General features: G+C 62.2%; 19 protein-coding genes. 3 read left to right on the top strand and 16 right to left on the bottom strand.

Annotated features, from left to right (window positions below):
* Positions 1-5: 5 nt before the first annotated feature.
* The 5 genes from moaC to rdgB are packed head-to-tail and all read right to left on the bottom strand — an operon-like array spanning position 6 to position 4307.
* Positions 6-488, bottom strand: coding sequence for a cyclic pyranopterin monophosphate synthase MoaC (moaC, locus tag RIE53_01145; protein ID MEQ9103282.1), 483 nt, complete (start codon positions 486-488; stop codon positions 6-8).
* A gap of 31 nt (positions 489-519) precedes the next feature.
* Positions 520-1506 (bottom strand): GTP 3',8-cyclase MoaA, encoded by a 987-nt coding sequence (gene moaA, locus RIE53_01140; protein ID MEQ9103281.1) that lies wholly within the window; start codon positions 1504-1506, stop codon positions 520-522.
* Positions 1503-3191 (bottom strand): amidohydrolase family protein, encoded by a 1689-nt coding sequence (locus tag RIE53_01135; protein MEQ9103280.1) that lies wholly within the window; start codon positions 3189-3191, stop codon positions 1503-1505. The genes moaA and RIE53_01135 overlap by 4 nt, the downstream gene beginning before the upstream one ends.
* A 7-nt stretch (positions 3192-3198) precedes the next feature.
* A complete protein-coding gene (gene dtd, locus RIE53_01130; GenBank protein ID MEQ9103279.1) occupies positions 3199-3702 on the bottom strand; it encodes a D-aminoacyl-tRNA deacylase in 504 nt (167 codons plus the stop codon).
* A complete protein-coding gene (gene rdgB, locus RIE53_01125) occupies positions 3699-4307 on the bottom strand; it encodes an RdgB/HAM1 family non-canonical purine NTP pyrophosphatase (protein MEQ9103278.1) in 609 nt (202 codons plus the stop codon). Before rdgB ends, dtd begins: the two co-directional genes overlap by 4 nt.
* An 80-nt stretch (positions 4308-4387) precedes the next feature.
* On the opposite strand from rdgB, the gene rpsU reads away from it, so the two are divergent.
* The gene (gene rpsU / locus RIE53_01120; GenBank protein ID MEQ9103277.1) at positions 4388-4579 is read left to right on the top strand and encodes a 30S ribosomal protein S21; all 192 of its coding nucleotides are present in this window, start codon (positions 4388-4390) and stop codon (positions 4577-4579) included.
* A gap of 267 nt (positions 4580-4846) precedes the next feature.
* On the opposite strand, the gene RIE53_01115 is transcribed toward rpsU, so the two are convergent.
* The 8 genes from RIE53_01115 to RIE53_01080 form a co-directional block, all read right to left on the bottom strand.
* Complete coding sequence (locus RIE53_01115) at positions 4847-8554, bottom strand: multifunctional oxoglutarate decarboxylase/oxoglutarate dehydrogenase thiamine pyrophosphate-binding subunit/dihydrolipoyllysine-residue succinyltransferase subunit (protein ID MEQ9103276.1); 3708 nt, start codon at positions 8552-8554, stop codon at positions 4847-4849.
* A gap of 102 nt (positions 8555-8656) precedes the next feature.
* Entirely contained in the window at positions 8657-9640 is a 984-nt protein-coding gene (locus RIE53_01110) for an NAD-dependent epimerase/dehydratase family protein (GenBank protein MEQ9103275.1), read from the bottom strand.
* A gap of 29 nt (positions 9641-9669) precedes the next feature.
* The gene (rlmD, locus tag RIE53_01105) at positions 9670-11070 is read right to left on the bottom strand and encodes a 23S rRNA (uracil(1939)-C(5))-methyltransferase RlmD (GenBank protein MEQ9103274.1); all 1401 of its coding nucleotides are present in this window, start codon (positions 11068-11070) and stop codon (positions 9670-9672) included.
* A gap of 28 nt (positions 11071-11098) precedes the next feature.
* Positions 11099-13522, bottom strand: a complete 2424-nt coding sequence (locus tag RIE53_01100; GenBank protein ID MEQ9103273.1) for a BamA/TamA family outer membrane protein — start codon at positions 13520-13522, stop codon at positions 11099-11101.
* A gap of 26 nt (positions 13523-13548) precedes the next feature.
* Positions 13549-13767: a DUF2795 domain-containing protein gene (locus RIE53_01095; GenBank protein ID MEQ9103272.1), complete on the bottom strand. Its 219-nt coding sequence runs from the start codon at positions 13765-13767 to the stop codon at positions 13549-13551.
* A 95-nt stretch (positions 13768-13862) separates the two neighbouring features.
* On the bottom strand, positions 13863-14837 hold the full coding sequence (locus RIE53_01090) for a M23 family metallopeptidase (protein ID MEQ9103271.1): 975 nt from the start codon (positions 14835-14837) through the stop codon (positions 13863-13865).
* A 72-nt stretch (positions 14838-14909) separates the two neighbouring features.
* Complete coding sequence (locus tag RIE53_01085) at positions 14910-15299, bottom strand: RidA family protein (protein ID MEQ9103270.1); 390 nt, start codon at positions 15297-15299, stop codon at positions 14910-14912.
* Entirely contained in the window at positions 15296-16396 is a 1101-nt protein-coding gene (locus tag RIE53_01080) for a PP2C family protein-serine/threonine phosphatase (protein ID MEQ9103269.1), read from the bottom strand. Before RIE53_01080 ends, RIE53_01085 begins: the two co-directional genes overlap by 4 nt.
* Positions 16397-16540: 144 nt before the next feature.
* Here RIE53_01080 and RIE53_01075 point away from each other — a divergent pair, with 144 nt between their 5' ends.
* Both RIE53_01075 and RIE53_01070 read left to right on the top strand, forming a co-directional pair.
* On the top strand, positions 16541-17971 hold the full coding sequence (locus tag RIE53_01075; protein MEQ9103268.1) for a Na+/H+ antiporter NhaC family protein: 1431 nt from the start codon (positions 16541-16543) through the stop codon (positions 17969-17971).
* Between the two features lie 58 nt (positions 17972-18029).
* The gene (locus tag RIE53_01070) at positions 18030-18854 is read left to right on the top strand and encodes a phenylalanine 4-monooxygenase (protein ID MEQ9103267.1); all 825 of its coding nucleotides are present in this window, start codon (positions 18030-18032) and stop codon (positions 18852-18854) included.
* A gap of 290 nt (positions 18855-19144) precedes the next feature.
* Here RIE53_01070 and RIE53_01065 read toward each other — a convergent pair whose 3' ends face one another.
* From RIE53_01065 to RIE53_01055, 3 genes are all read right to left on the bottom strand, one after another.
* On the bottom strand, positions 19145-19606 hold the full coding sequence (locus RIE53_01065) for a GNAT family N-acetyltransferase (GenBank protein ID MEQ9103266.1): 462 nt from the start codon (positions 19604-19606) through the stop codon (positions 19145-19147).
* A gap of 180 nt (positions 19607-19786) precedes the next feature.
* Positions 19787-22237: a zinc-dependent metalloprotease gene (locus RIE53_01060; protein MEQ9103265.1), complete on the bottom strand. Its 2451-nt coding sequence runs from the start codon at positions 22235-22237 to the stop codon at positions 19787-19789.
* A gap of 113 nt (positions 22238-22350) precedes the next feature.
* Positions 22351-25365 carry a T9SS type A sorting domain-containing protein gene (locus tag RIE53_01055; protein ID MEQ9103264.1) on the bottom strand — a complete coding sequence of 1005 codons (3015 nt, stop codon included), beginning with the start codon at positions 25363-25365 and terminating at the stop codon, positions 22351-22353.
* Positions 25366-25535: the final 170 nt, after the last annotated feature.

Raw genomic sequence — 25535 nt, 5'->3', positions numbered from 1 at the left:
GTGAATCAACCGGTTTGTTTTCTGTAGTCGCCACTCTGGCCGCCGGATTTGGCGATCAGGTGGATGTCGTCTATGATGAGCTCTTTCGAAATCGACTTGCACATGTCATAGACGGTCAGGCACGCCACCGACACGGCGGTGAGTGCCTCCATTTCGACGCCTGTCGGGCCCTTGGACTTGGCGTAGGCCCTCACACGGAGAGCGGCTTCCGGCTCGTCCAGTTCGAATTCCACGTCCACACCCTGCAGCGTGACCTGGTGGCAGAGCGGGATGAGCCGGCTGGTCTCCTTGGCGCCCATGATGCCCGCAATCTGGGCGATGGACAGCACGTCGCCCTTGTGGACCGTGTTGTCCCGGACCTGCGCGTATGCCTGTTCGCCAAGGACGACCCGGCCCACGGCGACGGCCGTTCGGACCGTGTCGGGCTTGGCCGACACGTCAACCATCGTGACGCCGCCTTCGGGGTGGACATGGGTGAATGTGTTCATGGCGTACTTAACGTCCGGACATCGGTGCGGTTCATCCCCCGATGAGGATCATGGGACGATTGTCGCCCCGGGCCAATTCGTGCATGCCGGCGTGACTGGCCTTCTTGCGACTGAGGGCATCCCGTATGGCCTCCGTCAATTCCGCATCGGTGACACCATCGCGCATGAGATCCCTGAGGTTGAGCTCGGCGGTGCCGAAGAGACACACCTTCAGACTGCCGTCCGCCGTCAGTCGAAGCCGGTTGCATCCTCCACAGAAATTACGGCTCATGGAGGTGATGAAGCCCACGCGACCCGCAAAGCCCGGGACTTCCCACAACTTGGCCGTTTCATGGGCGTCCAGGTCGACCGGCGAAAGGTCGGGGAAGGTCTCCCGGATGATCCCGAGCATGTCGGCGTACGGCAGGAAGTCGCCGTCATTCCATCCATTGCCGCCGAACGGCATGTACTCGATGAATCGGACGTCCACCGCTCGCTCCCGGGTGAAGGCGACGAAATCCACCAGTTCATCTTCGTTCACGCCCTTCATTACTACGCAGTTCACCTTCACCGGCCCGACATCCGCGGCGAGCGCCAGGTCAATGGCGTCCAACACCTTGTCCAGGCCAGGGCGCCGGGTGATCGTCAGGAAACGGTCCTCGCGGAGGGTGTCGAGCGAGATATTGATGAGATTCAGGCCGCCTGCGGCCAGCGAGGGCAGGTGCCGGTCCAGGAGCAACCCGTTGGTGGTTATGGCCAGCGTCCGGATACCCGGGATGCGTCCCAGTTCCGCCACCAGCGCATCCACATCCTTGCGGATGAGCGGCTCGCCACCCGTCAGCCGGATCTTGTTCACGCCCAGACCGGCGAACAAGGAGGCCAGCCGCAGGATTTCCTCGTACGTGAGCAGGTGGGTGCGCGGTTTGAGCTCGACTCCCTCGGCCGGCATGCAGTAGGTACAGCGCAGGTTGCATCGCTCCGTCAGGGAAATGCGGAGATAAGTATGGCGCCGCCCGAATGAATCGTCCAAATGGCTCACTCGGGAAGACCTCCATGGACAGCTTGCCCGGCGACGAACGTGGCCACGACATCCGCATCCAGGATACCGGGCGCGGCCACCTGCATGATATCCGTATCCATCACCACGAAATCGGCCCATTTGCCGACCTCGATGGATCCAAGGTCCTCTTCCTGGAATCCGGCCCAGGCCGCGCCGAGGGTGAAGGCCGTAAGCGTTTCCTCCCGCGTCAGGGTCTCGTCTGCGTGCCAGCCGCCTTCCGGCCAGAGCTGGTCATCCTGCCGCGTTATGCTTGCGAAGAAGCCCAGCATGGGGTCCACGCGTTCCACCGGGAAGTCCGATCCGAAGGCCAAGTGGGTGCCGGAGTCCAACAGGGTGCGCCACGCATACCCCCCCTCAATCCGGTGTGCGCCCACGCGATCCTCCGCCCAGTACATGTCGCTGGTGGCATGGGTAGGCTGCATGGACGCGATGACGCCGAGTTCCGCGAACCGCTCCAGATCGGACAACGCCACGATCTGCGCGTGCTCGTTGCGATGCCGCCCTTCCGGGGTCGTGCCGGCCGCCTCGTAGGTATCCAGGACCAGCCGGTTGGCGCCGTCCCCAATGGCATGCGAGTTGATCTGGTAGCCGCACGCAAGCGCCCGGTCCACCAGTTCGCGGTATTCATCCGGCTGCGTGCGGAGCAGACCATGAACACCGGGCGCATCCGAATATTCGTCCAACATGAGCGCACCGCGGCTTCCCAACGCACCGTCCAGGTAGATCTTCACGGACTGGATGGTCAGCAGGTCATCCTCCCGCGTGTAGGGGTTGTTGCAGTACGTGTCGAAGGTCTCGCCCGGCTCGACCATGGCATAGATGCGGACCGTCAGGTCACCCGCGTCGGCAAAGCGGCGGAACCGGTCAATGTTGTCCAGATTGACGCCGGCCTCGTGCACCGCGGTAATGCCATACCGGTTGGTCTCGGAGAGGGCCTCGGCAAACGCTTCGTCGAGCGCGACGTCTGTGAAGGCGGGCACGACAGGATTGATGAGATGCTCTGCATCGTCAATGAACACACCACTGGCTGCGCCATCCGGCTCGCGGAACAGTTCACCTCCCTCGGGCACGGCCGCTGAACGGAACAGATCGTCCGATGCGGCGCGGATGGCGGCCGTGTTGGCCCACATGGCGTGTCCGTCAATCCGCTCCAGCCAAACGGGCCGGTCCGGAAATGCGGCATCCAAATCATGGCGCGTCGGGAATTCCTTGACGTCCCAATCGTTCTGGTCCCATCCGCGGCCCTGCAACCAGTCGCCGGGTCCGAGTTCGGCTTCCTTTTCGCGAAGCCGGGCAATGATGTCGTCAATGCTGCCCGTCCCCACAAGGTTGGCAATCAGGTTCAGTTCCGTGAGATTCCGAAGATGGGCGTGCGCATCGATGATACCCGGAATGACGGTCTGTCCTCCCGCACTCCGGATTTCCAGGTCAGGCCACGTCGCGACCACCTCGTCCCGCAGGCCCACGGCAGCAATCCGCCCTTCAACGACAGCCATGGCCTCGGCTGTTGGGTGCGCCGGATTGGACGTGTAGATGGTTGCATCGGTCAGGATGAAGGAGGGCAGCGGCTGGTCGGCACCCCCGTCGGTCCTGTCCGACGTGCATCCGGCGAACAGCACGGTAACGAATAGGGTGGCGAACAGGAGGGGCAAGCGAAGGGTCATGGAGCGTTCAAGGCTGGTTGGGCGGGTAGGAATCCATTTCTACCGTGGAGTCGTCGGCACGTTTCTCAATCCAGAGGGTTACCGGGCCGTCGTTCACCAGGTGGACATCCATCATGGCACCGAACTCGCCGGTAGGAACGGGCTGCCCCGATTCCCGTGACAGGAATCGGCAGAAGGTATTGTACAGGGGCGCTGCCGTCTCCGGCGGGGCGGACTCCACGAAGGACGGGCGATTTCCCTTGGACGCGTTGCCGTAAAGCGTGAACTGCGACACGACCAGCGCCTGGCCCCTGACGTCAATCAGGGAGCGGTTCATCTTGCCTTCCTCGTCCGGAAAAATGCGGAGTCGGGCACATTTCCGGGCCAGCCACTCGGCCTGGTCGACGGTATCGGTGGTGTGTACGCCCAGCAGGACGAGCAGGCCAGGGCCAATCCGTCCGGATTCGCGCGCTGTCTCCCCCTCCACAATCTCCACGCGGGCCTCTTTCACACGTTGGACAAGGGCAATCATACGACCGGGCCTCCCCGACGGTCTTCCAAGAACGATACCAAGCGCGACAGGGCCATTCCGCGATGTCCAATCCGGTTCTTGTCGGCGCTGTCCATTTCCGCGAAGGTCTGTGTCCAACCATCGGGTACGAACAGAGCGTCGTACCCGAATCCACCGTCACCGCGTTCATGATCCAGGATGGTGCCTGTGCATATCCCTTCGAAGAACCGGACCTCACGGTCCGATGTGGCCAGCGCAACGACGGTACGGAAGCGTGCGCGCCGGTCCGTCTGCCCTTCCAGTGCGCGGAGCAGTTTTTTCCGGTTGTCGGCCGGATGGCAATCGGGTCCAGCATACCGGGCTGAATGGACACCCGGAGCACCGCCAAGCACATGCACTTCCAGCCCGGTATCGTCCGAGAGCGATGGAAGTCCGGTGAATTCAAGGATGGCTTGCGCCTTTTTCTCTGCGTTTCCCTCCAGGGTATCACGGTCTTCATCCACCTCCGGAGCCCCCGGGAAGGCGTCCAGGGCAAGGATCTTGATGGGCAACCCGGACAACAACTGGGAAATCTCCACCAGTTTGCCGGCATTCCGGGTCGCAATGACCAATTGTGGAATTCTCATGTCTCTTGATTATTGCGCTCCATTCGGGTTATATTTCCTTTCTGTGCCTTTTGAAAAACAGATCCATAGGAGAAGCTACTGTGCCCGTAGGTATCAAAGTAAGGGATAACGAGTCGATTGACCGCGCACTCCGCCGCTTCAAGCGCGCCGTGAACCGCAGCCGTGTGCTCCGCATTTACCGCGGCAACATGGCCTTCACCAAGCCGTCTGAAGAGCGCCGCCTGGCTCGCGAGAAAGCCGCCCGCAACGCGCGCCGCCGCTCCCGCTACTAGGCCCGTCCAGCCGGTTCGGCCGGTTCGGCCCGAATGCCTGAGCCCCGACCGACCGTTGGATGCAGAACAGAATATGCCGCAGGGCAGACCCGCCAGGGTCTGCCCTTTTTGCGTTGCTCCGGGCTCAGTGTTGCCCCGGGCTCGGCGTTGCCGGGATAGGCTCGGCCTGTTTTCAGACCACGTTGGAAATTGCACAAACATCCCCTCCTGATTCGATAGGAAGAGCCTACCTGTCAGCAGGCCCTGACGAAACCGGGCTGCCCCGAATCAGACCTTCAGCACGGTTTCAAGGAGCGCCTGCTGCTGGGCCTGATGCACGCGTGAGCTGCCTGTGGCGGGAGACGCGGAGGCTTTCCGGCCGGCGTACTTCACGCGACGTCCGTCCGTGAACACCTCTGCCAGGACATCGTCCATCCGGTGTCGCAGGAAGGACCAGGCACCCATGTTCTCGGGCTCTTCCTGCAGCCAGTAGACGTCCTTCACCTGGGAGTATTTCTCCAGCTCCGCACGGATGGCGTCTGCCGGGAAGGGGTAGAATTGCTCCACGCGGGCAATGGCCACGGAACCCGCCGCCGCCGAGCCGCCCTCGGCCGAGCCGCCGGACTCCAGGGCTTCCAGGAGGTCGTAGTAGACCTTGCCCGAACAGAAGACCAGGCGTTCGGCTTTGGCAGGCTCCGGTGCACCCGGACTGCTGGCGGCCGGGATGACGGGCTGGAATGCGCCGTGCGTAAACTCCGAGGGCTCGGAAATCACTTTCGGGTGGCGCAAAAGGCTCTTCGGGGACATGATCACCAACGGCTTCCGGATATCCGACGACGCCTGTCGACGCATGGCATGGAACAGGTTGGCCGGCGTTGACAGGTTGGCCACAATCAGGTTGTTCTCTGCGCAGAGCTGCAGGAAACGCTCAAGGCGGGCGGAGGAATGCTCCGGTCCCTGACCTTCGTAGCCGTGCGGCAACAACAGCACCATGCTGCTGGTCTGTCCCCATTTGGCCTCGGCGGCCGAGAGGAACTGGTCATAGACGATCTGCGCACCGTTGGCAAAATCACCGAACTGGGCCTCCCAGATGACGAGGGCGTGGGGATCAGCCACGGAATAGCCGTACTCGAACGCGCAGGCCGCATATTCCGACAACAGACTGTCGTAAATGTACAGGTTCGCCTGTCCCGGACGGATGTTGTTCAGCGGGATGTATTCCTCGGCAGTTTCCTGATCGTACAGGACGGCATGCCGGTGGCTGAAGGTACCCCGGCGGGTGTCCTGGCCCGACATCCGGATCCGCACGCCTTCCAGCAGCAGCGATCCGTAAGCCAGGGCTTCGCCGAATCCCCAGTCGATCTTGCGCTCCTCCCGGTAAAGCTTCTCGCGACGCTCGAATTGCCGCACGAGCTTGTTGTGCGTATGGAAATCCTCCGGCAGCTGCGACAGGGCGCGAACGACGTCGAGGAGGTCCTCCTCCTTGGCAGCCGTTTCGACGACCGGCAATTCCGGAATGGTCCGCTCGGCCAGCAGGTTCTGGCTGGACGCATCGGAGGTCTCGGCCAGTTCCTTGGTCCGCTCGAACGCGTCCTGGAGGCGGGACCGGTAGTCGTCCAGCATCTGTTCCGCATCCTCGGGCGTCATGTCCCCACGGCGCAGCAGCAACTCCGTGTACATCTTCCGCGGGGATCGCTTGGATTCAATCCGTTGGTAGAGGAGCGGCTGGGTGTAGGTGGGTTCATCACCCTCGTTGTGTCCGCGGACCCGGTAGCACAGCATGTCGATGACGACATCCTTGTTGAACAGCTGCCGGTACTCGAGCGCCAGGCGCGCCACCCGGACGCAGGCCTCGGGGTCGTCGCCGTTCACGTGGAAAATGGGCGCCTGGATCATCCGGGCGCTGTCCGTGGCATAGGTGGAGGATCGGGCGTGGGCCGGGCCGGTGGTGAACCCGATCTGGTTGTTGATGACAATGTGGATGGTGCCGCCCGTCATGTAGCCGGGGAGCTGGCTCAGATGCAGCGTTTCGGCCACCACACCCTGTCCGGCAAAGGCGGCGTCGCCGTGGATGAGCACGGGGATGACCGAGTCGAGATAGTCCGCGTCGGGATTGTCATGATGCTGCTCGATCCGGGCCTCCTGCTTGGCGCGGACCATGCCCTCCACGATGGGGTCCACGGCCTCGAGATGACTCGGATTGGAGGACAGCTGCAGTTTGATGGATGCGCCGCCCGGCGACTTGTGCTCACTCTTTGAACCAAGGTGGTACTTGACATCGCCCGATCCCTGCGTGGTAGTAGGATCGATGTTGCCTTCGAATTCGGAGAAGATGACCTCGTAGGGCTTCTCCATGATGTTCGCCAGGACGTTCAGGCGGCCGCGATGCGCCATGCCCATGACCACCTCGTTCACGCCCTTGTCGGCCGCATCGGAAAGGATGCGATCGAGCATGGGAATGACGGTTTCCGATCCCTCGAGCGAGAACCGCTTGTGCCCGATGTACTTGGTGTGCAGGAAGGTCTCGAAGGCCTCGGCGGCATTCAATTTCTCCAGCATGCGTCGCTTCTCGGCCTCGCCGATGGCGTATTCCGATCCATTCGGTTCAATCCGCTCCTGCAACCACCGTTTCTCGTCCGGGTCGGAGATGTGCATGAACTCGATGCCCACCCGGCGGGTGTAGGTCCGGCGCAGGATGTCCAGGATATCGCGGAGCGGAAGCATGTCGGTGCCGCTCAGGCCGCCCGTGACGAACTGCCGGTCCAGGTCCCAGATGGTCAGGCCGTAACTGGCCGGATCGAGTTCCTTGTGGTAAACCCATTCGTATCCGAGCGGGTTCACGTCGGCCTGCAGATGGCCGCGCACCCGGTAGGCCCGGATGAGCTGCAGCACGGCGGCCTGCTTGTGGATCATGTCGAACGTGGAGTCCACTTCCTGGCCGAACCCCGGCGTGCTGTCCGAGGTCAGGCGCCACGGCGCCGTCTGGATGCCCAGGTCGGCAAAAATGGATTCGTAGAAGCCGTGTTCTCCGCGCAGGAGTTGCTCCATCCGCTCCAGGAAGGCACCCGATTCGGCGCCCTGGATGACCCGGTGGTCATACGTGGACGTGAGTGTCATGACCTGCGATACGCCGGTTTTTCCCATGACGTCCGGTGAGAACGCGTAGTACTCCGGGGGATACCCGATGGAACCGATGCCCAGGATGAGCCCCTGACCGGGCATGAGCCGAGGCACACTGAGGCCGGTTCCGATCATGCCCGGGTTCGTGATGGACACGGTCGTACCTTCGAAATCCGAAATCTCGAGTTTGTTGTCGCGGGCGCGGCGGACGAGATCGTTGTAGGTCCCCAGAAGTTGGGCGAAGTTCAGGGTCTCCGCTTTCTTGATGTTCGGCACCAGGAGCGAGCGCTTGCCCCGCCGCTCGATGTCGATGGCCAGGCCGACGTTCACGTGGTTGGGCGTGACGTGGTACAGCGTGCCGTCGTCGTCCTCGCGAAACGCTGCGTTCATGCCGGGCGTGTGCTTCAGGGCACGTACCAGGGCGAATGCAATGATGTGGGTGAACGATACCTTGTCGCCACCGACGTAACGCTGGTGATCATTGATGAGCGCCCGGTTCTCGGCCATCAGTTTGACGGGCACGGTCCGTACGGAGGTAGCGGTCGGAATACCCAGGCTGGCCTCCATGTTCTCCGCGATCTTGGCCTGAGGGCCACGGAGGGCTTTTTCATCGGCGTCAGGCGTGGGCTTCGACGGAGCCGGGGCTTTCTTTTCGCTCGTCGCCGTGGTCGGGGAGACCGTTTCGTCCTGTCGCCCGGTCTCGGCGGCGGGCGGAGGCGTGGGTACGGGGCGGGCCGTTTCGGCGGCCACGAACCCCTCATCGGGGGTGAAGTCCTGGAAAAAATCCTGCCAGCTCTCACCTACGGAGGAAGGATCCTCCAGGTACTGACGGTACAATTCTTCGATGTAGCCCGTATTGAAGCCGAGGTTGCTCACGGTGGGGGAGGTGTGGTTGAACGGTCGGGCAACAACGTCCTGCCCCGCATGAGGATTCCGGCCCATGGGGAATTCAACACGGCATCACATGCCATGCGGTGCTTACAGCCAACGCTTGTCGCGGTACCACGCGATGGTTTCGGCCATGCCGGCGTCCAGCGGGATCTCCGGGGCGTATCCGAAGGTCTCCATGGCCCGTTGGCTGGAGCACATGGTGGCCGCTTCCAGGATTTCCGTGGCTTTTTCCCTGTTCAGCGGAGGATACGCTCCGGTCAACCGCCCCGCCCATTCACTGGCCGCGCCAACCGGTCGGACCAGCGCCCGGGGGATGCGCAGCGTCAGCACGCGACGTCCGAGGGCGGCCGCCGCCGCGTCGCGGATGTGCCCCCAGGAATACGGAGCCCGGTTTCCGAGGAAGAACGTGCCCCCGACCGCAGCGGGCGACGCGGCGGCGGCCGCCATGCCCCGGACCAGGTCCTGCACGTGGACCAGGCTCAGCGCCGGTTCCGTCCCTGCACCCACAATCGGACACAGGCCCCTGGAAAGGGTCTGGAAGAAGGTGAAGATGTCGGTTTCACGCGGACCGTAGACGGCCGGGGGCCGCACGACGGTAATGGGCAGGTCCGCGAACTCGGGCACGAGCGCCTCCATTTCCATCTTGCTGCGACCGTACATGCTCACGGGCCGCAGCGGGGCAGCTTCGTCCGGCACCCGTGCGTCCGCGCGGCCGACGGCCGCCAGGCTGCTGACGAGAACGATGCGCTGGACGCCGTCGGCCGCGCGGACGCGCTCCAACAGGCGGCGGGTACCGTCCACGTTGGCACGGCGGAACGCATCGTAGGCCGGGGCCCGCGTGAGTGCGGCGACGTGGTAGACGGTGGCGACGCCCTTCAGACCCGCATCGAGCGCATCGTTTTCATCCAGATCCCCCCGAATGATCGTCACGGGCAGACCCGTCAGCCACTTCGGGTCCTTGCGGACCAGGCACCGGACATCCGTGGCACCGCTGGCGAGCAGGTACTCCACCAGGTGGCTGCCGACGAAACCGGTGCCGCCGGTGACAAAGACGGGGTGGTCTGGATCCATGACGTGTGGAGTTTGGGGGCGGAGGCCTCCTACGTTGTGGCCGTGAGACGCACGACGTTCTCAATGTGATGCGTGTGCGGGAACAGGTCCACGGGCTGGATGGCGTCGATGGTGAAGGCATCGCCGAGCATCTGGAGGTCGCGGGCCTGTGTCAACGGGTTGCAGCTCACATACACGAATTTCTGCGGTTTGAGCGTGCGGATCTGGTCGACGACACGGGGGTGCAGCCCGGCGCGCGGGGGGTCCACGATGAGCACGTCCGGGCGGCCGTGCGTAGCCACGAACTCCTGGTTGAACAGGCGCATCATGTCGCCCGTCACGAAGGTGGTGTTTTCTATACCGTTGATTTCCGCATTCCGGCGCGCATTCTGGACGGCTTCTTCGACCAGTTCCACGCCGACCACGTGTTTCACATGCGGCGCCACGAACAGCGAAATGGTCCCCGCGCCGGCATAGAGGTCGTAGACATGGTCCTCGGGGGAGAAGTCGGCCAGCGTCCGGACCACCTCGTACAGGCGCTCGGCCTGCTCGGTGTTGGTCTGGAAGAACGCATTGGAGGCGATTTCGAACGTGGCCTCCCCGATCCGGTCGCGGATGATGCCGGGACCGAACACGGTATGCATTTCCTCGCCGAAGGCGGTCTGGGCGACGCCGGAGTTGATGGTGTTTACGAGCGTCGTGACTTCGGGGAATTCCGCCTTCAGGAACGCCGTGAAAGCCTCCATGCGCTCCACGTCATGATGGCTCGTGACCAGGTTGACCATGAGGTCCTCCGTGCGAGCAGCCTGGCGGATGACCAGGTGGCGCAGGTAACCGGTGTGTTTGCGGACGTGCCATGGGGTCCATCCCTGCTCCTTGCTGAACCGGCGGACGGCATTCACCAGGCGGGCACTGAGCTCCGACTGCAGATGGCATTCCTCGAGGTCCAGGACCTTCTCGAAATTTCCCGGCACGTGGAGGCCCAGGGCAAAGGACCGGTCGAAGTCCTCGCTGGACTTGATTTCCTCGGGGGTCAGCCAGCGCATGGCACTGAAACTGAATTCCATCTTGTTGCGGTAATAGTAGGTCTTTTCGGCGCCGATGGTGGGCATGACGGCGATGTCGGTAAAACCACCGTGGTGGACCAGGGCATCGTTCACGGACTGGGTCTTGGCCTCGAGTTGGGCGGCATAGTCCACATGTTGCCACTTGCATCCGCCACAGCTGGCGAAATACCGGCACTTGGGCTCGGTCCGGAGCGGACTGGGCACCAGGACCTCCAGCATGCCGGCCTCTGCGAACTTCTTGCGCTTCTTGTAGACGCGCGCCCGAACGGTGTCGCCCGGGACCGCGCCGGGCACAAACACGACGTAGCCGTTCATGCGGGCCAACGACTTGCCCTTGTCGGCAAATTTCTCAAGCGTTACGGTTATTTCGGCGCCTTTCTTCACGGGATTCCTCTATGGATCAGGGGCTGGGCTAAAATGTGTGACCGATGCCGAATTGGAGCACCGGTTCGGAGAATCCGTCAGGCATGAACTGACCTTGCCTGCGGGGATCGTGGACCTTGTACGCACTGTCCAGCCGAACGATCAGATAGTCCCAGGCCAATCGCAATCCGAATCCGGCACCGACCCCGAATTCTCCGGCGAAGGTATCCGCACGGAAACGTCCCTCGGGTGCGCCGGGATTCCGGGGACCGAGCCAGACGTTGCCGGCATCGGCAAACAACGCCAGGACCCAGTCGGCTGCCAACAGGTTCCGGATGGCAATGGTCCGCAACTCGACCGAGGCCTCGATCTTTATTTCACCGCCCAGGATGTTCGTTCCGTCCAGGTTGACCGAATCGGGGTGCGCCGAGAACGTGGCCGCGCCCGGCCCCAATTCACGCAGCCGCCACGCGCGCACGCTCGATGCTCCACCCGAGTAGAACCGGCGGTCGAACGGAATGACATCGGCGTCGGCCAGCGGATGGGCATACCCCGCAATCAGCTTGTACGCCACGACGTTCCGGAGGCCAATCGGTTCATATTTGCGCAGGTCCATGGAGAACCGCATGTACTGGCGATAGATCATGCGGGCACTGCTGTCGCCGCCGAAGAATCCCAGTCCGGGCAGACTGCCCTCCACCGTACCCGGCGAGAACACGTACCGGTCGAGGACATAGCCGAGGTTGCCTCCAATCTCCGCCGACCCTTCCAGGGAGTGCCCGGACGAACGGCGGAACGGATCGCTGGTCAACGAGCGGAGGGTGTAGCGGACCGCATTGTTGAACTGGGGTCGTGTGTAGTCCTCGATGATCTGCGCGCGTTGGACCTGGTCGTCCACGGCACCCAACACGTCGTCCAGGAACGCCTCCTTGAATCCGGAAAGGGTGTCTGGTGAGGAAACGGTCACGTCCACCAGGTCGATGATGGAGGTCAGGCGTTCGTTGTGGCGGAGTTCAAAGCGGTAGGAGGCACCGCCGCGCCCGCGGAGGACCAGGCGGAGCGCATCGCGCCGGGCCGCCAGCATGGTAATCGACAGCTGACTTCGCGCATCGTACAACGTGGACAAGCGGTCCAGGCTGCCCAGCGGGAAGGTCAGGTAGGGGTACGACAGGGATGCGTTGATTTCCCACTGGGCCGAGGTAAACCCTCCGAACCCGCTGATGTCGGCGGCAATACTGCCCGTGGTGCGCAGCCGGAAGGCCTCGCCGCCCCCGAACAGGTTCAGGTTGGAATAGGTGACGCCGGCACCGGTACCGAGTTCGTTGTCCGAGTCTGCCAGGGCCCCGCTGCGCTGCAGCATGAACATCTCGAAGCGGACCTGATGGCGTACCCGTGTGCGGAGCTCCATCCGGTAGTCCAGGCGGGGCATGGATCCGACGGCCGTGGAGTCGACATCCGGGTCCAGGACATCGGTGAAGGCAAACACGCCGGTCGCGTCCAGACGGCGCTTGGTGGCGGTCAGTCGGCTTTGATTGAATACATCCCCCGGGCGGAACTGCAGGGTCCTTGCCAGGAGATCGAAGCGCAGTTTGGGTTCGGCCTCGAACGTGGCCCGCACGTCGCCTCCCTGGATGGAGGTCGAGGAGGAAGCCATTTCAGTCCCGCCGGACCGGGGTGCAGCAGTGGTGTCCGGCCCGGTAACGGCGAAGGTCACGTCCCCGAACCGGTACCTGGGTCCGAGGTCCACGTCCAGCGTCACGTCGAAACTGTCGGCGCGGACGGGATAGACCACGGCGTGCAGCGAAGACCGCTCCACGTCGGCGAATCCCATGTCGCGGAGCATGCCCAGGACGCGGCGGCCTTCCTCCAGCAGCAAGGGTTCCGAGTAGCGCCGGTCGGTGGGATACAGGACCAGGGCGTCGGTCGTGTCGGGCCGGCCGGGAAGGAGCAGCGACGTGGACAGGATTTCACCCTGTTCCTGCGGTGTCAGCTGGTCCAATCCATTGAACCGGTAGGTCCGGATTGACGTGGGCGTGCCCGCCTGGATGTGGTATTCCACACGGACGCGATTCGTCCCGCGGGCCGGCAGGATGCGGGCCTCGACGGTAGCCGAGCGGAATCCTTCCCGCTGGTAGAGCAGGCGGAGTTGCTCGACGTCGGTCTGGACCACGGTGGAGTCCAGGAACGCAGGCGGCTCGCCCGTGGATGTGAATACGCGCCCGACGGGGCCGCCGCCCAGGACTTCCGATCCAAACTGGTACAACCATCGCCACCATGTGGCCCCGGGAATGCCCAACATCCGGCGATTGGGCGCCGAACGGACGTAGGCATCCAGCTGGACATCAGGAAACCAGGGGTTGCCCGTGTATTCGACCTCGGTAATGAGGGGTGCTTTGCTGTCCGCAACGCGCTGCGCAGCGGCGACCTTCGGCTCCGCGGCCATGAGGAGCACCAGCAGCAGCAGAGGCGCCATCCCCCGGAGCAGGCCGGGACGACCGATCAGTCTTCTTCGAAATAGAAGTCGTCGTCCTGCGTCGGGAAGTCCGGCCAGACCTCCTCGATACTTTCGTAGGGTTCCCCGTCGTCTTCCATGGCTTCGAGGTTTTCGACCACCTCCATCGGCGCACCGGTCCGCTCGGCGTAGTCTATCAACTCTTCCCGTGTTGCGGGCCATGGTGCGTCCTCAAGATACGAGGCCAGATCGAGCGTCCAATACATGTAGGAATACGTTGCAATTCACAGAGTTTGATGCACGGACGATAGGACGCGATTTCGACAATTGCAAGACGGATAATGTGTGAACCCGGGGAGGGTCAGTCGAACATCAGCGTCGTGTTCTCGGCCTGGTGCAAAAGTCGCTCGTATTCAGCCGGCGTCATGCTCGGAGCAACGAAGAAAATCGGGTTCAGGGAGCGGCCTTCCAGGTCCCGGACCTCATAGTGAAGGTGCGGTGCATTCACGAGACCGGTGGCGCCACTGTATCCGATGACGTCGCCACGCTTCACTTTCTTGCCGCGGGTGATTTCACGAGGTACGCGGGACAGGTGTCCGTAGAGCGTCTCGTAACCGGCCGTTGCGTGCTTGATGACCACGTACCGACCGTAGCCTGAGCCCGTGGACGTTTCTTCGATTACGCCGTCACCCGTGGCGTAGACCGGCGTCCCGCGGGGTGCATGGAAGTCGAGGCCTCCATGCATGCGACGCACCTTCAGGACCGGATGCAGCCGCGTACCGTAGCCCGATGTAATGGGACCGTTCACCGGCAGGATGGCCGGCATTTCGGCGAGCCGGACCTCATGGTTGGCGGCCAGGGCGGTCAATTCGCGGTAGCTGTCGTTCTGCAGCGAAAGCTGCCGTTCAAGCTGGTCTATCCGGCTGGCCGTGAGCGACAGCAGATTGCTGGTCGGGACGGAGAACCGGGAAAACTCGGGATAGGGGTCGGTACCACCGGTACCTACCTGGCGGACATCTTCTGAAATGCCTTCGGCATTGAACAGGGTCCGGTAGAGCTCTTCATCGTGCTCGCGCAGCTTCTCGAGTTCCGTCGAGACATCCGCTATGCGACCCGATACATCGGCCAATTGGTTGCGAAGTGCGGCATTTTCGTCCAGCAGGGCCAGCTCCTGGGGCGTCTGGAATACCCGGTCCAGCGTCCACGTGAGTGCCGTGGCCAGCAGCAGGACTCCAACGGCCGCCACCGCCGCACGGGCGATGTTCTGGGAGCGGTTCCTGCGCACTTCAACGAAGGCGCAGCGCTCGCGGTCGTAATGGTAGTACCTGTTCTTCATGTAGGCTCAATCAGTGGTCGATCGGAAAAGATAGGTTTTGCATATATATGATGCCAGTCAAGATTGGGTATGTCATGAAGTTCCCGTGTATGCCACGGCTTCGATTTCCACGAGCATGTCGGGATCGATGAGGGCCGATACCTCGATCATGGATGTGGCTGGCGGATGCGCCGCGAAATATTCACCGTGGACGCGCCCCACCGCTTCCCAGTCGGCAGCGATGTCGGTCACATAGATGCGCGTGCGGACGACCTGTTCCAGCGTGGCGCCGACGGCTTCGAGCGCCCGGCGGATGTTTTCGATGGTCTGGCGGGTCTGGGCGGCCGGGTCGCCGCGCCCCACGAGGTGGCCCTCGGCATCCGTGGCCGTCGTGCCGGACACTAAAACCCAGGGCCCGGTCTTCACAGCCCGCGAGTAGCCGACAACGGGCTCCCACGGAGCGCCGGATGCGTAGCGTTTCATGCGGTTCTGCGGATGATGATCAGCGACAGGTCGTCACTGCGCCGGGCCGTGCGGATGAAGTCCTGGACCGAGCGGAGGATGCGGGCGCCGAGGGCGTCGGCGTGCATGCCGTGCGTATGCTTGACCAGGTCATAGGTCCGTTCGTCGCCGTAGAAGCGACCGATTTCATTCCGGGCCTCCGTGACCCCGTCTGAAAACACCACCAGCAGATCGTCCCGTTCCATGGTCACCTCCGTGCTGGTGTATTCGGCTTTCGGCGAGAGCCCGATGGCCGGCCCCCCGCGATCCAATTCGACGCAGGCGCCGTCCCGGACCAGCAACGGGGGCAAATGCCCCGCGTTCACAATACGGACACGTGAGGTGTCGTCCTGTAACTCCACGTGCACCATGGACGCGAATTTGCTGGGCAGTCCGTCGCGGCACACAATGCCGTTCAACTCCCGGGCGAATCCGGCCAGGTCTTCCGTCCCCGGGGCAATGGCCCGGATGGTGGCCTGCAGCCGGGCGGCCATGAGGGCCGCGGGAAGGCCCTTTCCAGCCACGTCGCCGAGCGTGAGCAGCACGCGATCCTTGTTGCCTGCCCCCACCAGATGCATATGATCCACCAGGTCGCCGCCTACATCGTTCGCGGGCTCCGAATGCAGCCAGAACTCCCAGCCGGTCAGTTGCGGCAACGTGGAGGGCACGAGTGCCAGTTGCACGGCCCGACCGGCTTCCAACTCATCCTTGGCCAGCAATTTGTCCTTCAATTCGAGGCCCAGCACGAAGAGCAACAGCGCGAATCCGCCAATGACCTGCAAGGGTTCATCCGTCAATCCGAGCCACACCAGGAGGACCGAGCCAATGAGGAACATCCGCCGGACCGGCGTGAGCTTCAGGAACAGCCCACGCATGAGGTACCACGTGGAGCACACGCTCCGCGAAAACCGGCCCATGGAGGCGAGTTTCTGACGCTCGGCATCGTCCAGGTAGAATTCGTAGGTCTCCTTGAGGTCCCGGGTGAAGGTATGGGGAAAGTCGGATGAGCCCAGTTCATCGATCACGCTCTGAGTGAACCGGGACGCCTGTTCAAACCCGTTGTTTTTCTTCTTGGTCATGACATGTGGGTGGATGCACAGACGCCATCGTACGCGCAAGTCCGGTTGAGGGTGCGTTCATCCGCGGCAGCCGCTACATTATGGTTTGCCCCAGGCAGTGACACCAGCACACGAAACCCGTCGCACCAAAACTCCCTTTCGCGCATGGAATGGATTGTATTGCTTCCTCCCATTGTCGCCATCGTCCTGGCACTCTGGTCGAAAGAAGTCTATTTGTCGCTGCTCACCGGGCTCTGGCTCGGGACCACCATCCTGGTCGGCGGCAACCCGCTCGCAGGGCTCCGTGAACTCCTGGATCAAATGGTACTCGTCTTCCAGGATGCAAGCAACACGCGGATCCTGCTCTTCAGCATGTTGGTGGGCGGTCTGATTGCGCTCGTGCAGGCATCGGGCGGCGTGGCCGGTTTCATTGCGTGGGCCCAGCAACGCGGCTTCGGGCAGACCCGTCGTGGTGCCGAGCTCATGGCCTGGATGGTGGGCATGGTCATTTTCGTGGAATCCAGCATTACGTGCCTGATTGTGGGCGCTGTCAACCGGCCGCTCTTCGACAAACTCAAGATCCCCCGGGAGAAGCTGGCGTGGTACGCCGACTCCACCAGCGCGCCGGTGTGCATGTCCATTCCCATGAACGGATGGGGGGCCTATGTACTGGGCCTGTTGGCTGCCCAGGGCATTACAGCCGGTGCGGTGGGCCTGCTCGTTGAATCGCTGTTCTTCAATTTTTACGCGCTGCTGGCCATCCTCTTCTCGCTGGGCACGGCGCTGTTCGGCTGGCGGTTCGGAAGCATGAAGCGCGCTGAAATCCGCGCCGAGACGACGGGCGCCTTGCTTCGCGAGGGCGCGGTACCGCTCGTGGCCGATGAAGTCGTGGGCCTGGAGCCCTTGGCCCGGGCGCCGAGTCGCGCCCGCAACCTGTTGGTGCCCATAGCCGTGATGATCGGGATGATCGTCGTGGGCCTGTATGTCACGGGCGACGGGGAAATCATGCAAGGCAGCGGGTCGACAGCGGCCTTGTGGGCCGTCTGCGCGAGTGTTGCGGTCGGCATGATCATGTACGCGCTGCCGGGCAGCGGCACGGACGGGAAGGCGCTCATGACACCGGTCGACTCCATGGCGTTGGTTCTGAAGGGGTCGGGCGGCATGGTCGGCATGGTGCTGCTTGTGGCGCTGGCCTTCGCGCTTGGTCAGGTGAGTCGGGCCCTGGAAATGGGTCCGTATGTGGTGGGTCTGCTGGGCGACGATTGGCCGACCTTCTGGCTGCCTGGCATGGTATTCCTGGTGGGATGCTTCGTGGCCTTCACGCTCGGCTCGTCCTGGACCGGGTTTGCCATCCTGATACCGATTGCGCTGCCCCTGGCCGAGGGCCTCGGGATCTCATTGCCGTTGATGCTCGGCGCGGTGCTTGCCGGCGGCGTGTTCGGTGACCATGCTTCCCCGCTGTCCGATACGTCGCTCATCGCCTCCATGTCAGCGGCGAGTGATCACGTGGATCACATCAATACCCAGTTGCCCTATACGATCGCGCTCGCGGGTGTCAGCTTCGTGGCGTTCCTGGTGGCGGGATTGTTGACGTAAGCAGGCACCTGAACAGATTCGAAGATGGATCGTATGTGATCCATGGGGCCGGTTAACAGTGTTCATCAAGGATTTGGAGACGGGGATGGAAGTCAAGTCAGCTTACGAGAAGGCAGCCGATGAGGGCGTAGACCCCCGGTGTATTCCGCACTACCTGGACGGCGATCCGCCCATTGGCGACGCCATCGAGCCGCCGGCCTATACGCCGTACATGCATGAGAACTGGCGCTACTTGTTTGAGCGTCAGAAGCAATTGCTGCCGGGCCGGGCCGGGCAGGCCTTCCTGGACGGGATCGGGACGCTGGACATGAGCCATGACCGGATCCCCTTGCTGCGCGACCTGAGTGCCAGCATGGAGCGCGCCACGGGTTGGCGCATTGCGCGGATTCCGGGTTTGCTCCACGAGCGGGATTTCTTTCGCCTGATTTCCGAACGGACGTTTCCCTCTACGGACTATATCCGGGAGAAGCACGAGTTGGACTACACGCCGGCTCCCGATTGCTTCCACGACATGTTCGGACACATGCCCATGCTCACGGAACCGGCGGTCGCCGATTTCTACCACTTCTTCGGGCAGGCGGCCCTGCGCGCGGTCGGCGAACAGCGTCTGGCGTTGGAGCGGCTGCACTGGTTCACCATCGAGTTCGGATTGATCCGCGAAACGAAGGGCTTGCGCGTGTTTGGCGCGGGCATCATGAGTTCGAAGGGCGAACTGGAGCATGCGCTTTCCGACGATGTCGAAGTGGTGCCGTTCTCGATTGACCGGGTCATCCGGCAGGACTATGAGGTCTGGCACGTGCAGCCGTTGCTCTTCGCGCTGGAGTCGTTCGATCAGCTGGTTGAGTCGTTTACGGTGTGGGCCAGGGGCGAGGGATTGCTTTAGGTTTGTTCGGCCCGGTCCTACCGCTTCGGATCTCCAAATGCTGCGCATTTGAGGCTCCTCATCGGTGAACCGGGCCTCTCACAGCCAGAGCTTCATCCCCTCGTGGGTGGCTTCAAAGAAGCATTCCGCTTACTACAAGTATTTTAAGTGTCTGCTTTAAAATCATATAGCTGAAGTGCGGCATTCGGCCCGGTCCTACCGCAGTTGTTCTGGTTCTGTCGGCCCGGTCCTACCGCTTCGGATCTCCAAATGCTGCGCATTTGAGGCTCCTCATCGGTGAACCGGGCCTTCTATAGCCAAAGCTTCATTCCTTCATGGGTGGCTTCAAAGCCGAGCTCCCGGTAGAATTCCAGGGCGGCTGGTCTGCGCTTGTCCGTGGTGAGCTGCACGATGAGGCAACCGCGTTCGCTCGCCAGCTGGATGGCGTGCTGTACCAGCGCCCGCCCGACGCCCCGTCCTCGCTCATTCCGGTCGACGCGGACGCCTTCTATCTGTGCCCGCCAGCTGCCGGTGTACGTCAGGTTCGGGATGTACGTCAGCTGCAGGACGGCGATGACCGTGCCCTCCCGTTCGGCGACCACCAGCTGGTTGTTCGGGTCCCCTGAGATCGCATCGAATGCCGCGCTGTAGTCCTGCATCCGCTCCGCGTCGGCGTGCTCGCGTGTCGCGCCAAGCGCATCATCCGAAAGAAGCCAGATCAGGGTGCCGAGGTCTTCCTTGACAGCGGTGCGATAGTGGATTTCCGGGTTCATTTCAGTCGGTCAGGCACTGGACAGGGTTGACGGCCCGATTGCACCGCTTCGGATCTCCAAATGCTGTGCATTTGAGGCTCCTCATCGGTGAACCGGGCCTGTGTTCCGGCACCGGCGACGATACCTCAACCTTACCGGGTACATAGTCTCCGTTATACTGACTACCGGTTCGATGATCTTCTATTCCAACGCCTTTTCAATCCGGACGAGCGCATCTTCCAGGTGGATGCGGGTCATGCGGTCCCGGACGCCGGCGGCGAGGGCGGCTTCCAGCTCGCCCTGGAGTTGATGGAGTTGGTCACGGACGAGCGGCCGGATGTCGGACTGCCCGATGTGGAGATCGGCGTTCAGGGGCGGATCGTCGTTGCGGCCGACGCGCAGGTTGCCGGATCCCGGGGGATTCCAGTGGTCTGACTCGGCTTCCTGCAGGAGATGATGCGCTTGGTCGAGATACGCCCGCTGGAGGTTGCGCCGGTATGTATCGATGGCCGATCGGGTGGCCACCTCGCGCCAGACGATGCGGCGCGTATCATCCAGCATGTCGGCCGGCCGGTAGGTCTCGTCGCCCAGGAAGGCTTCGTGCTCGATCATCCGGGCCAGTCGCGCATGATTCAGGAGGCGTTGGACGGCCAGTTCCTGGTAGGCGCGTACCCGCTCGACGACGCCCGCATGCTCAATCCGGCGAAGCTGATCGATTTGCAGGGCCCAATCCGGCGTCTGGAGGACGTGTTCGTCCAGGAATTGCATGGCTTTCCGTTGATACTCGGGCTCGACGGGTGTGTAGACCCAGCCTTCCTCGCCGAAGCGTTTGTAATGGGTCCAGGAGCCGCCGACAGCCGCCGCCGCATGCTCGGCGTATCGATTCCACTGGGTGAGGAGTTGGAGGTGATGCGTTTCGAGCTCGTAGTAGTCATCGCCGGGGGCCAGCACCCAGTCCATGAGGTTTTCGGCGGCGTAGCGCAGATTCCGCATGCCCCATTCGGCCGCCTCAACGGGATCATCCGAAATGCCCTCCGTCATCCGCTTGGGGTCCCACTCCACATCCATTCCGAACAGGGCTTCAGCCGAGCGGAACCACGGGAGATGGGAGCGCTCCACGATCCACTGGTTCAGGGTTTCGAACTCTTCCCGCGGCGTGGTGGCTTCAGGGATGGGCCGGTAGCCCCACATGACAGCGAACTTGTCCCAGAGGCCTATCCGACGCTCCGGGGGCACGTTGTCGCCCGGCTGGGCGACGTAATTGTAGCGGGTCCGGCCCACGGATGAACCGGAGTGTCCCATCCGTTCCACGAACTCCCGGCTGCGCAACGAATCGACCGGGAAGACGAAGTTGGCCATCTGGTTGTGCGGGAGCCCGACGGAGTGGGCGGTTTCATGCGATACCACGTACCGGATGGCTTCGCCCATGTCTTCCTCGGACAGCTTGTTCGTCTGGAAGGCAGGGTTTGCCGCGCCGACCTGGGACAGCAGCCACCAGCGCAGGCGCTCGTCGAGCCCGTGGTACATGTTCGTATGGGCGCGGATGACCTCGCCCGACCGTGGGTCGACGACGTCCCCGCCCGAATTCGCGGACCGCGTGGTGGTCGGGACGTATCGGATGACGGAGTAGCGCGCATCGAGAAGGGAAAACTCAGGGTCCTCCTCGGGTGTCGGGGCCAGGCGCGCCTGGATGGCGTTCTTGAACCCGGCGAGTTCGAATGCTTCCTGCCACTCCTCGACACCGGCGATGTAGTAGGGAATCCACTCTTCCGGCGTTGCGGGGTCTATGTACCAGATCCAGGGGCGGACCGGATCCACGAGCTCGCCCCTTGCCCAGGCTTCCGGATCCGATGGCTCCATGCGATACCGGCGGATGTATCGTTCGGGCCGAACGCCCTGGAAATCGCTGGAGAAGTCGGTCCGGCTGGTGCTGATGTAGGTGACCCGTTCATCGTGGAGACGGGGCATCATCGGCTCTTCCGGAAGGAGGATCATCGAATGATTCACTTCGAAGGATACCGCTCCGCCCCGGCCTGCCGAGGGAGGTGAGTCGGCCGCATACGTGCGTACCACGCGGACTTCCACGTTGATGGGGAAGCTCCGGGTGAATTCAAGCCAGCTCCGGTCCCGGTCGTAGGAGCGGACGTTGAGTTGGGTGCGGCGGCTGCGCGGCATGGAGAAGCTGGGGTGGTCGCCCAGGTACAGGTCCGTGACGTCCACCACCGAGGTCCCGTCACCCCGCGTGAGGATGGGGAAGGCCTCGATCACGCTCGCGAATGAGGAGTTCTCGACGGCAAGGCTGACCCGGTCATCGGGGTCGGCCGTCATGGAATGGGATACGCCTCTCAGCAGGATCCGGTCGTGCCGGCGTTCCCAGCGCACGAGGAGGTTGCCGGCCATGTTCGCCCCGACATTCGCATACCCGTCCTGCGTCTTGTCATAGCGGCTCATGATGAGCATGTCCCGGCCGAGCATGGCATCGGGAATCTCGAACAGGATCTTCCCGTCGACCTGGTGCACGAGGAACAGCCCGGGGTCGGTTTGGGCCGATGCGGTCACCACGCTGTCATACGCCGCCTCCTGGGCGGCGGCCGGGGAGGTCCAGAGCAGGCTCGCGAAGATCGCGAGGAAGAGGGTCATTTTGAGGCGCATGGGTAGGAGCCGATGATTGGACGGACGGGGGACTGATTGACGCGACGTCAAAGTAGGGCCCGGGCATATACGCCGTCAATTTTGCGTCATTCGTCGTGTGTCAGTGGCTCCGTTCAGTCGGCCTTGACGGCTCTGATGGTTCGGACGTGCGAGTCTGCTCGAACCCGAATATGATAGACGCCCGAAGCCAGTTCAGGGCCGAGCTGCAGAACCGTGGTGTGGCGGCCCGCAGGCAAGCGAGTCGCCTCTTCGGTCCATACCCGGCGTCCCAGCATGTCGAATACCTCTATGCGGATCTCCATGGCAGTGGGCAGGTCGAACGACACGGTCAATTGTTTACTGAACGGGTTGGGATAGCCCGGTTCAATTCCGATTCCTGTCGGTACGGTGCTTTCGGTGGCGACCGACGTGGCGCGCCCCGGCAAATCGAGCTTGAAGAGTTCATCGCCATAAATGGGGTGTTCGGCCGCGAAGATGAATTGGTGGCCCAGTACTGCCCCATGCTGGACGTCGCCGGAGAACTCGTATCCATCGTCAAAACCGTCCGACAGCAGACGACCGGATCCTTTTGACTCGTCAGTATACCAGATCTGGTTGTTGCGAACGCCCATTCGCATCATCACGAGTACGCCCGAGTCTGTCGGAAACATCCGGAGCACCTCCACATCGCGTTCTCCTTCGGGTGTTCGTTCCGTGATCACGGGTACCGTTCCCTCCGTCGTTCCATCGGTCACCCATACGTGATCGTCGCCTTCAGAATAGACCTTGAAAAAGGTATGCTCGCCCACGCTCACGAAAGCCTGGGGCACTGAACCGCATGCCCCCGGGCAGATGTCACGGAGAATCCGTGTCCCTTCAGGCGTTCCGTCGGAATACCACAATTCGCGCCCCGTGTCCGACGTGGTTGCGGTAAAGAGCAGTCCGTTCTGGTGCTGGTGGACTTCCTGAATGGATTCCGGGAGGCCCGGCCCGCCTGTCAATTCCACCTTCTTGGTTCCCGATGTGGTGCCATCCGTTGTAAAGAAGTGGTTTGATGGGCTCCTGTAATAGTGCAGGAGGTGCGTGTTGTGTCCTTGAACCATGTGTGCGCTACCGAAGGTCAACGATGGATCGAGAAGCATCTCCATCGAACCCGTCAGCGGATCAATACTGTATACGAATCGACCTTCGGGCGCGTATTTGAGCACAACGTGTCTTCCATCAACCGTGCCCATGACCCTGTCGAGATAGTCATGGTACGGGGAAAAGTCCGGGTTGCGGGTGGATGGCGTGCCGAATGCCGATACCTTCCGGGTGCCGTCCACGGTCCCATCCGACGTCCACAACTCGGGATTTCCGTGTTCATCAAGCGCAAAAAGCAGACCGTACGGACTTGAATCATTGAAATACATCCGATTCTGGCGAAGCCTGGATGGATGGAAAGGGCCGCGCCCTGGTAGACTGAGATTGGTTATTCGGCCGGACTCGAGGCTGAGTGAGTAGAGACTGTCGTCGGTAGCAATGAACAGGTGGTCACGGATACTGCCAATGGCCGTTGCATTCGAGGATAGCCCGTCGGGGACCGGGGGGAAGAGCAAGTCCGTGTCGGAAGGGGTCCCGTCTGTTTTCCACAAGTCCCTGCCTGTTTCCTCGGTACCTGCCGTGAAATAGACGGTGTTGCCAAATCGGCGGAAGCGTTGTGGGTGGGATGAGTTGTTGCGGGCATAGTCGGTGACATACGGGACCGTTCGCTCTTTTCCGGGAATCCCGCTGGAATACCAGAGGCGGGGGTTCCCGGACAGGTCCAGAGCGGTACCCAATACCCCGGAATTCGTAGCGACTACTGGATCGACCGAGCCGCTTTCAGGCCCCGGACGGAAGTCGGCTGCCAAACGGGTTCCACCAGGCGTGCCGTCCGTCGCCCAGAGTTCCCAGCCCGTTGCGCGCTGCCAAGCGGCGAAAAAAACCTCATCTCTGAACACAGTGAACCCATCGGTCACGTCGAAAGGATCTCCCGATTCCGGCCACGTCAGGATTTCGGTACCCTCCACGGTACCATCCGTTGTCCAAATGCGTTCACTATGAGTGGAGTCCGGGGCCTGGAAGAGGGCCCGATTCCCGACGACGCCCGATTTCCGCCCGGGATTCCACGTACTCCATCCTCCCATCTTGTTTGTCAGCAGGTGTGTTCCCTCAGGCGTTCCATCCGACGCGTACAGATCGCTGAAGTGCCTTGAATTACTGGATTTGAAGAGGAAATGACTGCTCGTCGTCGCAATGCCCCACGTAGCGTATGTGCTCACGTAGGTGTCATCCGGGAAAGCATGCACCCGTTGAGGATCGCGTGAGTCCTTGTCCATGGCCCACAATTCGAGACCACCATCATCTTCACCAACAAACAGGAACAGCTTCGATTCTGAAATGCCTGTGATATCCATGTATGTGGATGACGTGAAACCAGTCGTTGTGCTCTCGTGGCTGACCGTATCGAATTGGACCAGGTCGTATTGGACCGGATACCTGGACTCGCCATATCGCTTGGTGACGAACCACAAGGCACCGTCGAATTCATGGAGCGATTCAACAATTCCTTCGTCTGAGGCACGAAAGGACGCAAGGAGTTCCGTCCCCACTTTCGTTCCGTTGGTGATCCACAGCTCACTCACGGAGTTGCGATATCCGTCCGCAAGGTGTTTCAGGAAGTACACGTGGTTTCCAAGGGCAATACTGTGCCCGATCCTGTACCGTGACTTGACGTCAGTCAACGAAAATGTGCCGTCAGGCGTCCCGTCGCTGACCCACAAATCTTCGAAATAGGGCGACTGGGAGAACCCGGTTGCTGATCCCTGAAGTCGAAACAGCAGCTTTCCATTCAACGCAGCACCAGCCCATTGATCGGGCGCGAACCCCCGCAGGTTGCCGGGCCAATCCTTGAAGACGCGACGCATGTGGATACCGGCTTCGTCGACTACCCAGAGTCCACCCCCGCTGGTAAAGAACGCCTGCGTTCCGGTAGAAACGAGATCATGCGGACGCGGACCGCTTGTCAGCGTGTTTATGTCCTTTACGAGGGACTGGGCGCTCGCCGGAAGGGCGACGCTCAGGATGACCGCCACCCCGAGAATCCAACCTCGCACCCACATTTTCATGACGTTGACCATCCTGCTTCGAATTCGTACCCGGCTCGCCTTCCGCCGGTACGTGAAGTTAACGGTCGAAGCAATTCAGCCTATGTGGCCAAAGTCATGAAAGACCGATTTACCTTGATTCCCCGAATGGCATCGACGAGTGGAACACCGTCAGCACCTTTGCCTCCTCT

Source organism: Rhodothermales bacterium (genome assembly GCA_040221055.1).
Classification (GTDB): domain Bacteria; phylum Bacteroidota; class Rhodothermia; order Rhodothermales; family UBA10348; genus 1-14-0-65-60-17.
The sequence above is the reverse complement of the archived record's forward strand: the minus strand, read 5'-3'. Positions and strand labels throughout refer to the sequence as shown.

What these genes read in the sequence shown, in the direction of transcription:
- dtd (MEQ9103279.1), bottom strand. Translation starts at nt 3,702, where the DNA reads ATGATTGCCCTTGTCCAACGTGTGAAAGAGGCCCGCGTGGAGATTGTG.
- RIE53_01110 (MEQ9103275.1), bottom strand. Translation starts at nt 9,640, where the DNA reads ATGGATCCAGACCACCCCGTCTTTGTCACCGGCGGCACCGGTTTCGTC.
- RIE53_01075 (MEQ9103268.1), top strand. Translation starts at nt 16,541, where the DNA reads ATGGAATGGATTGTATTGCTTCCTCCCATTGTCGCCATCGTCCTGGCA.
- RIE53_01080 (MEQ9103269.1), bottom strand. Translation starts at nt 16,396, where the DNA reads ATGACCAAGAAGAAAAACAACGGGTTTGAACAGGCGTCCCGGTTCACT.
- RIE53_01135 (MEQ9103280.1), bottom strand. Translation starts at nt 3,191, where the DNA reads ATGACCCTTCGCTTGCCCCTCCTGTTCGCCACCCTATTCGTTACCGTG.
- RIE53_01090 (MEQ9103271.1), bottom strand. Translation starts at nt 14,837, where the DNA reads ATGAAGAACAGGTACTACCATTACGACCGCGAGCGCTGCGCCTTCGTT.
- moaC (MEQ9103282.1), bottom strand. Translation starts at nt 488, where the DNA reads ATGAACACATTCACCCATGTCCACCCCGAAGGCGGCGTCACGATGGTT.
- RIE53_01100 (MEQ9103273.1), bottom strand. Translation starts at nt 13,522, where the DNA reads ATGGCGCCTCTGCTGCTGCTGGTGCTCCTCATGGCCGCGGAGCCGAAG.
- RIE53_01095 (MEQ9103272.1), bottom strand. Translation starts at nt 13,767, where the DNA reads ATGTATTGGACGCTCGATCTGGCCTCGTATCTTGAGGACGCACCATGG.
- rdgB (MEQ9103278.1), bottom strand. Translation starts at nt 4,307, where the DNA reads ATGAGAATTCCACAATTGGTCATTGCGACCCGGAATGCCGGCAAACTG.
- RIE53_01060 (MEQ9103265.1), bottom strand. Translation starts at nt 22,237, where the DNA reads ATGCGCCTCAAAATGACCCTCTTCCTCGCGATCTTCGCGAGCCTGCTC.
- RIE53_01085 (MEQ9103270.1), bottom strand. Translation starts at nt 15,299, where the DNA reads ATGAAACGCTACGCATCCGGCGCTCCGTGGGAGCCCGTTGTCGGCTAC.
- RIE53_01055 (MEQ9103264.1), bottom strand. Translation starts at nt 25,365, where the DNA reads ATGAAAATGTGGGTGCGAGGTTGGATTCTCGGGGTGGCGGTCATCCTG.
- RIE53_01065 (MEQ9103266.1), bottom strand. Translation starts at nt 19,606, where the DNA reads ATGAACCCGGAAATCCACTATCGCACCGCTGTCAAGGAAGACCTCGGC.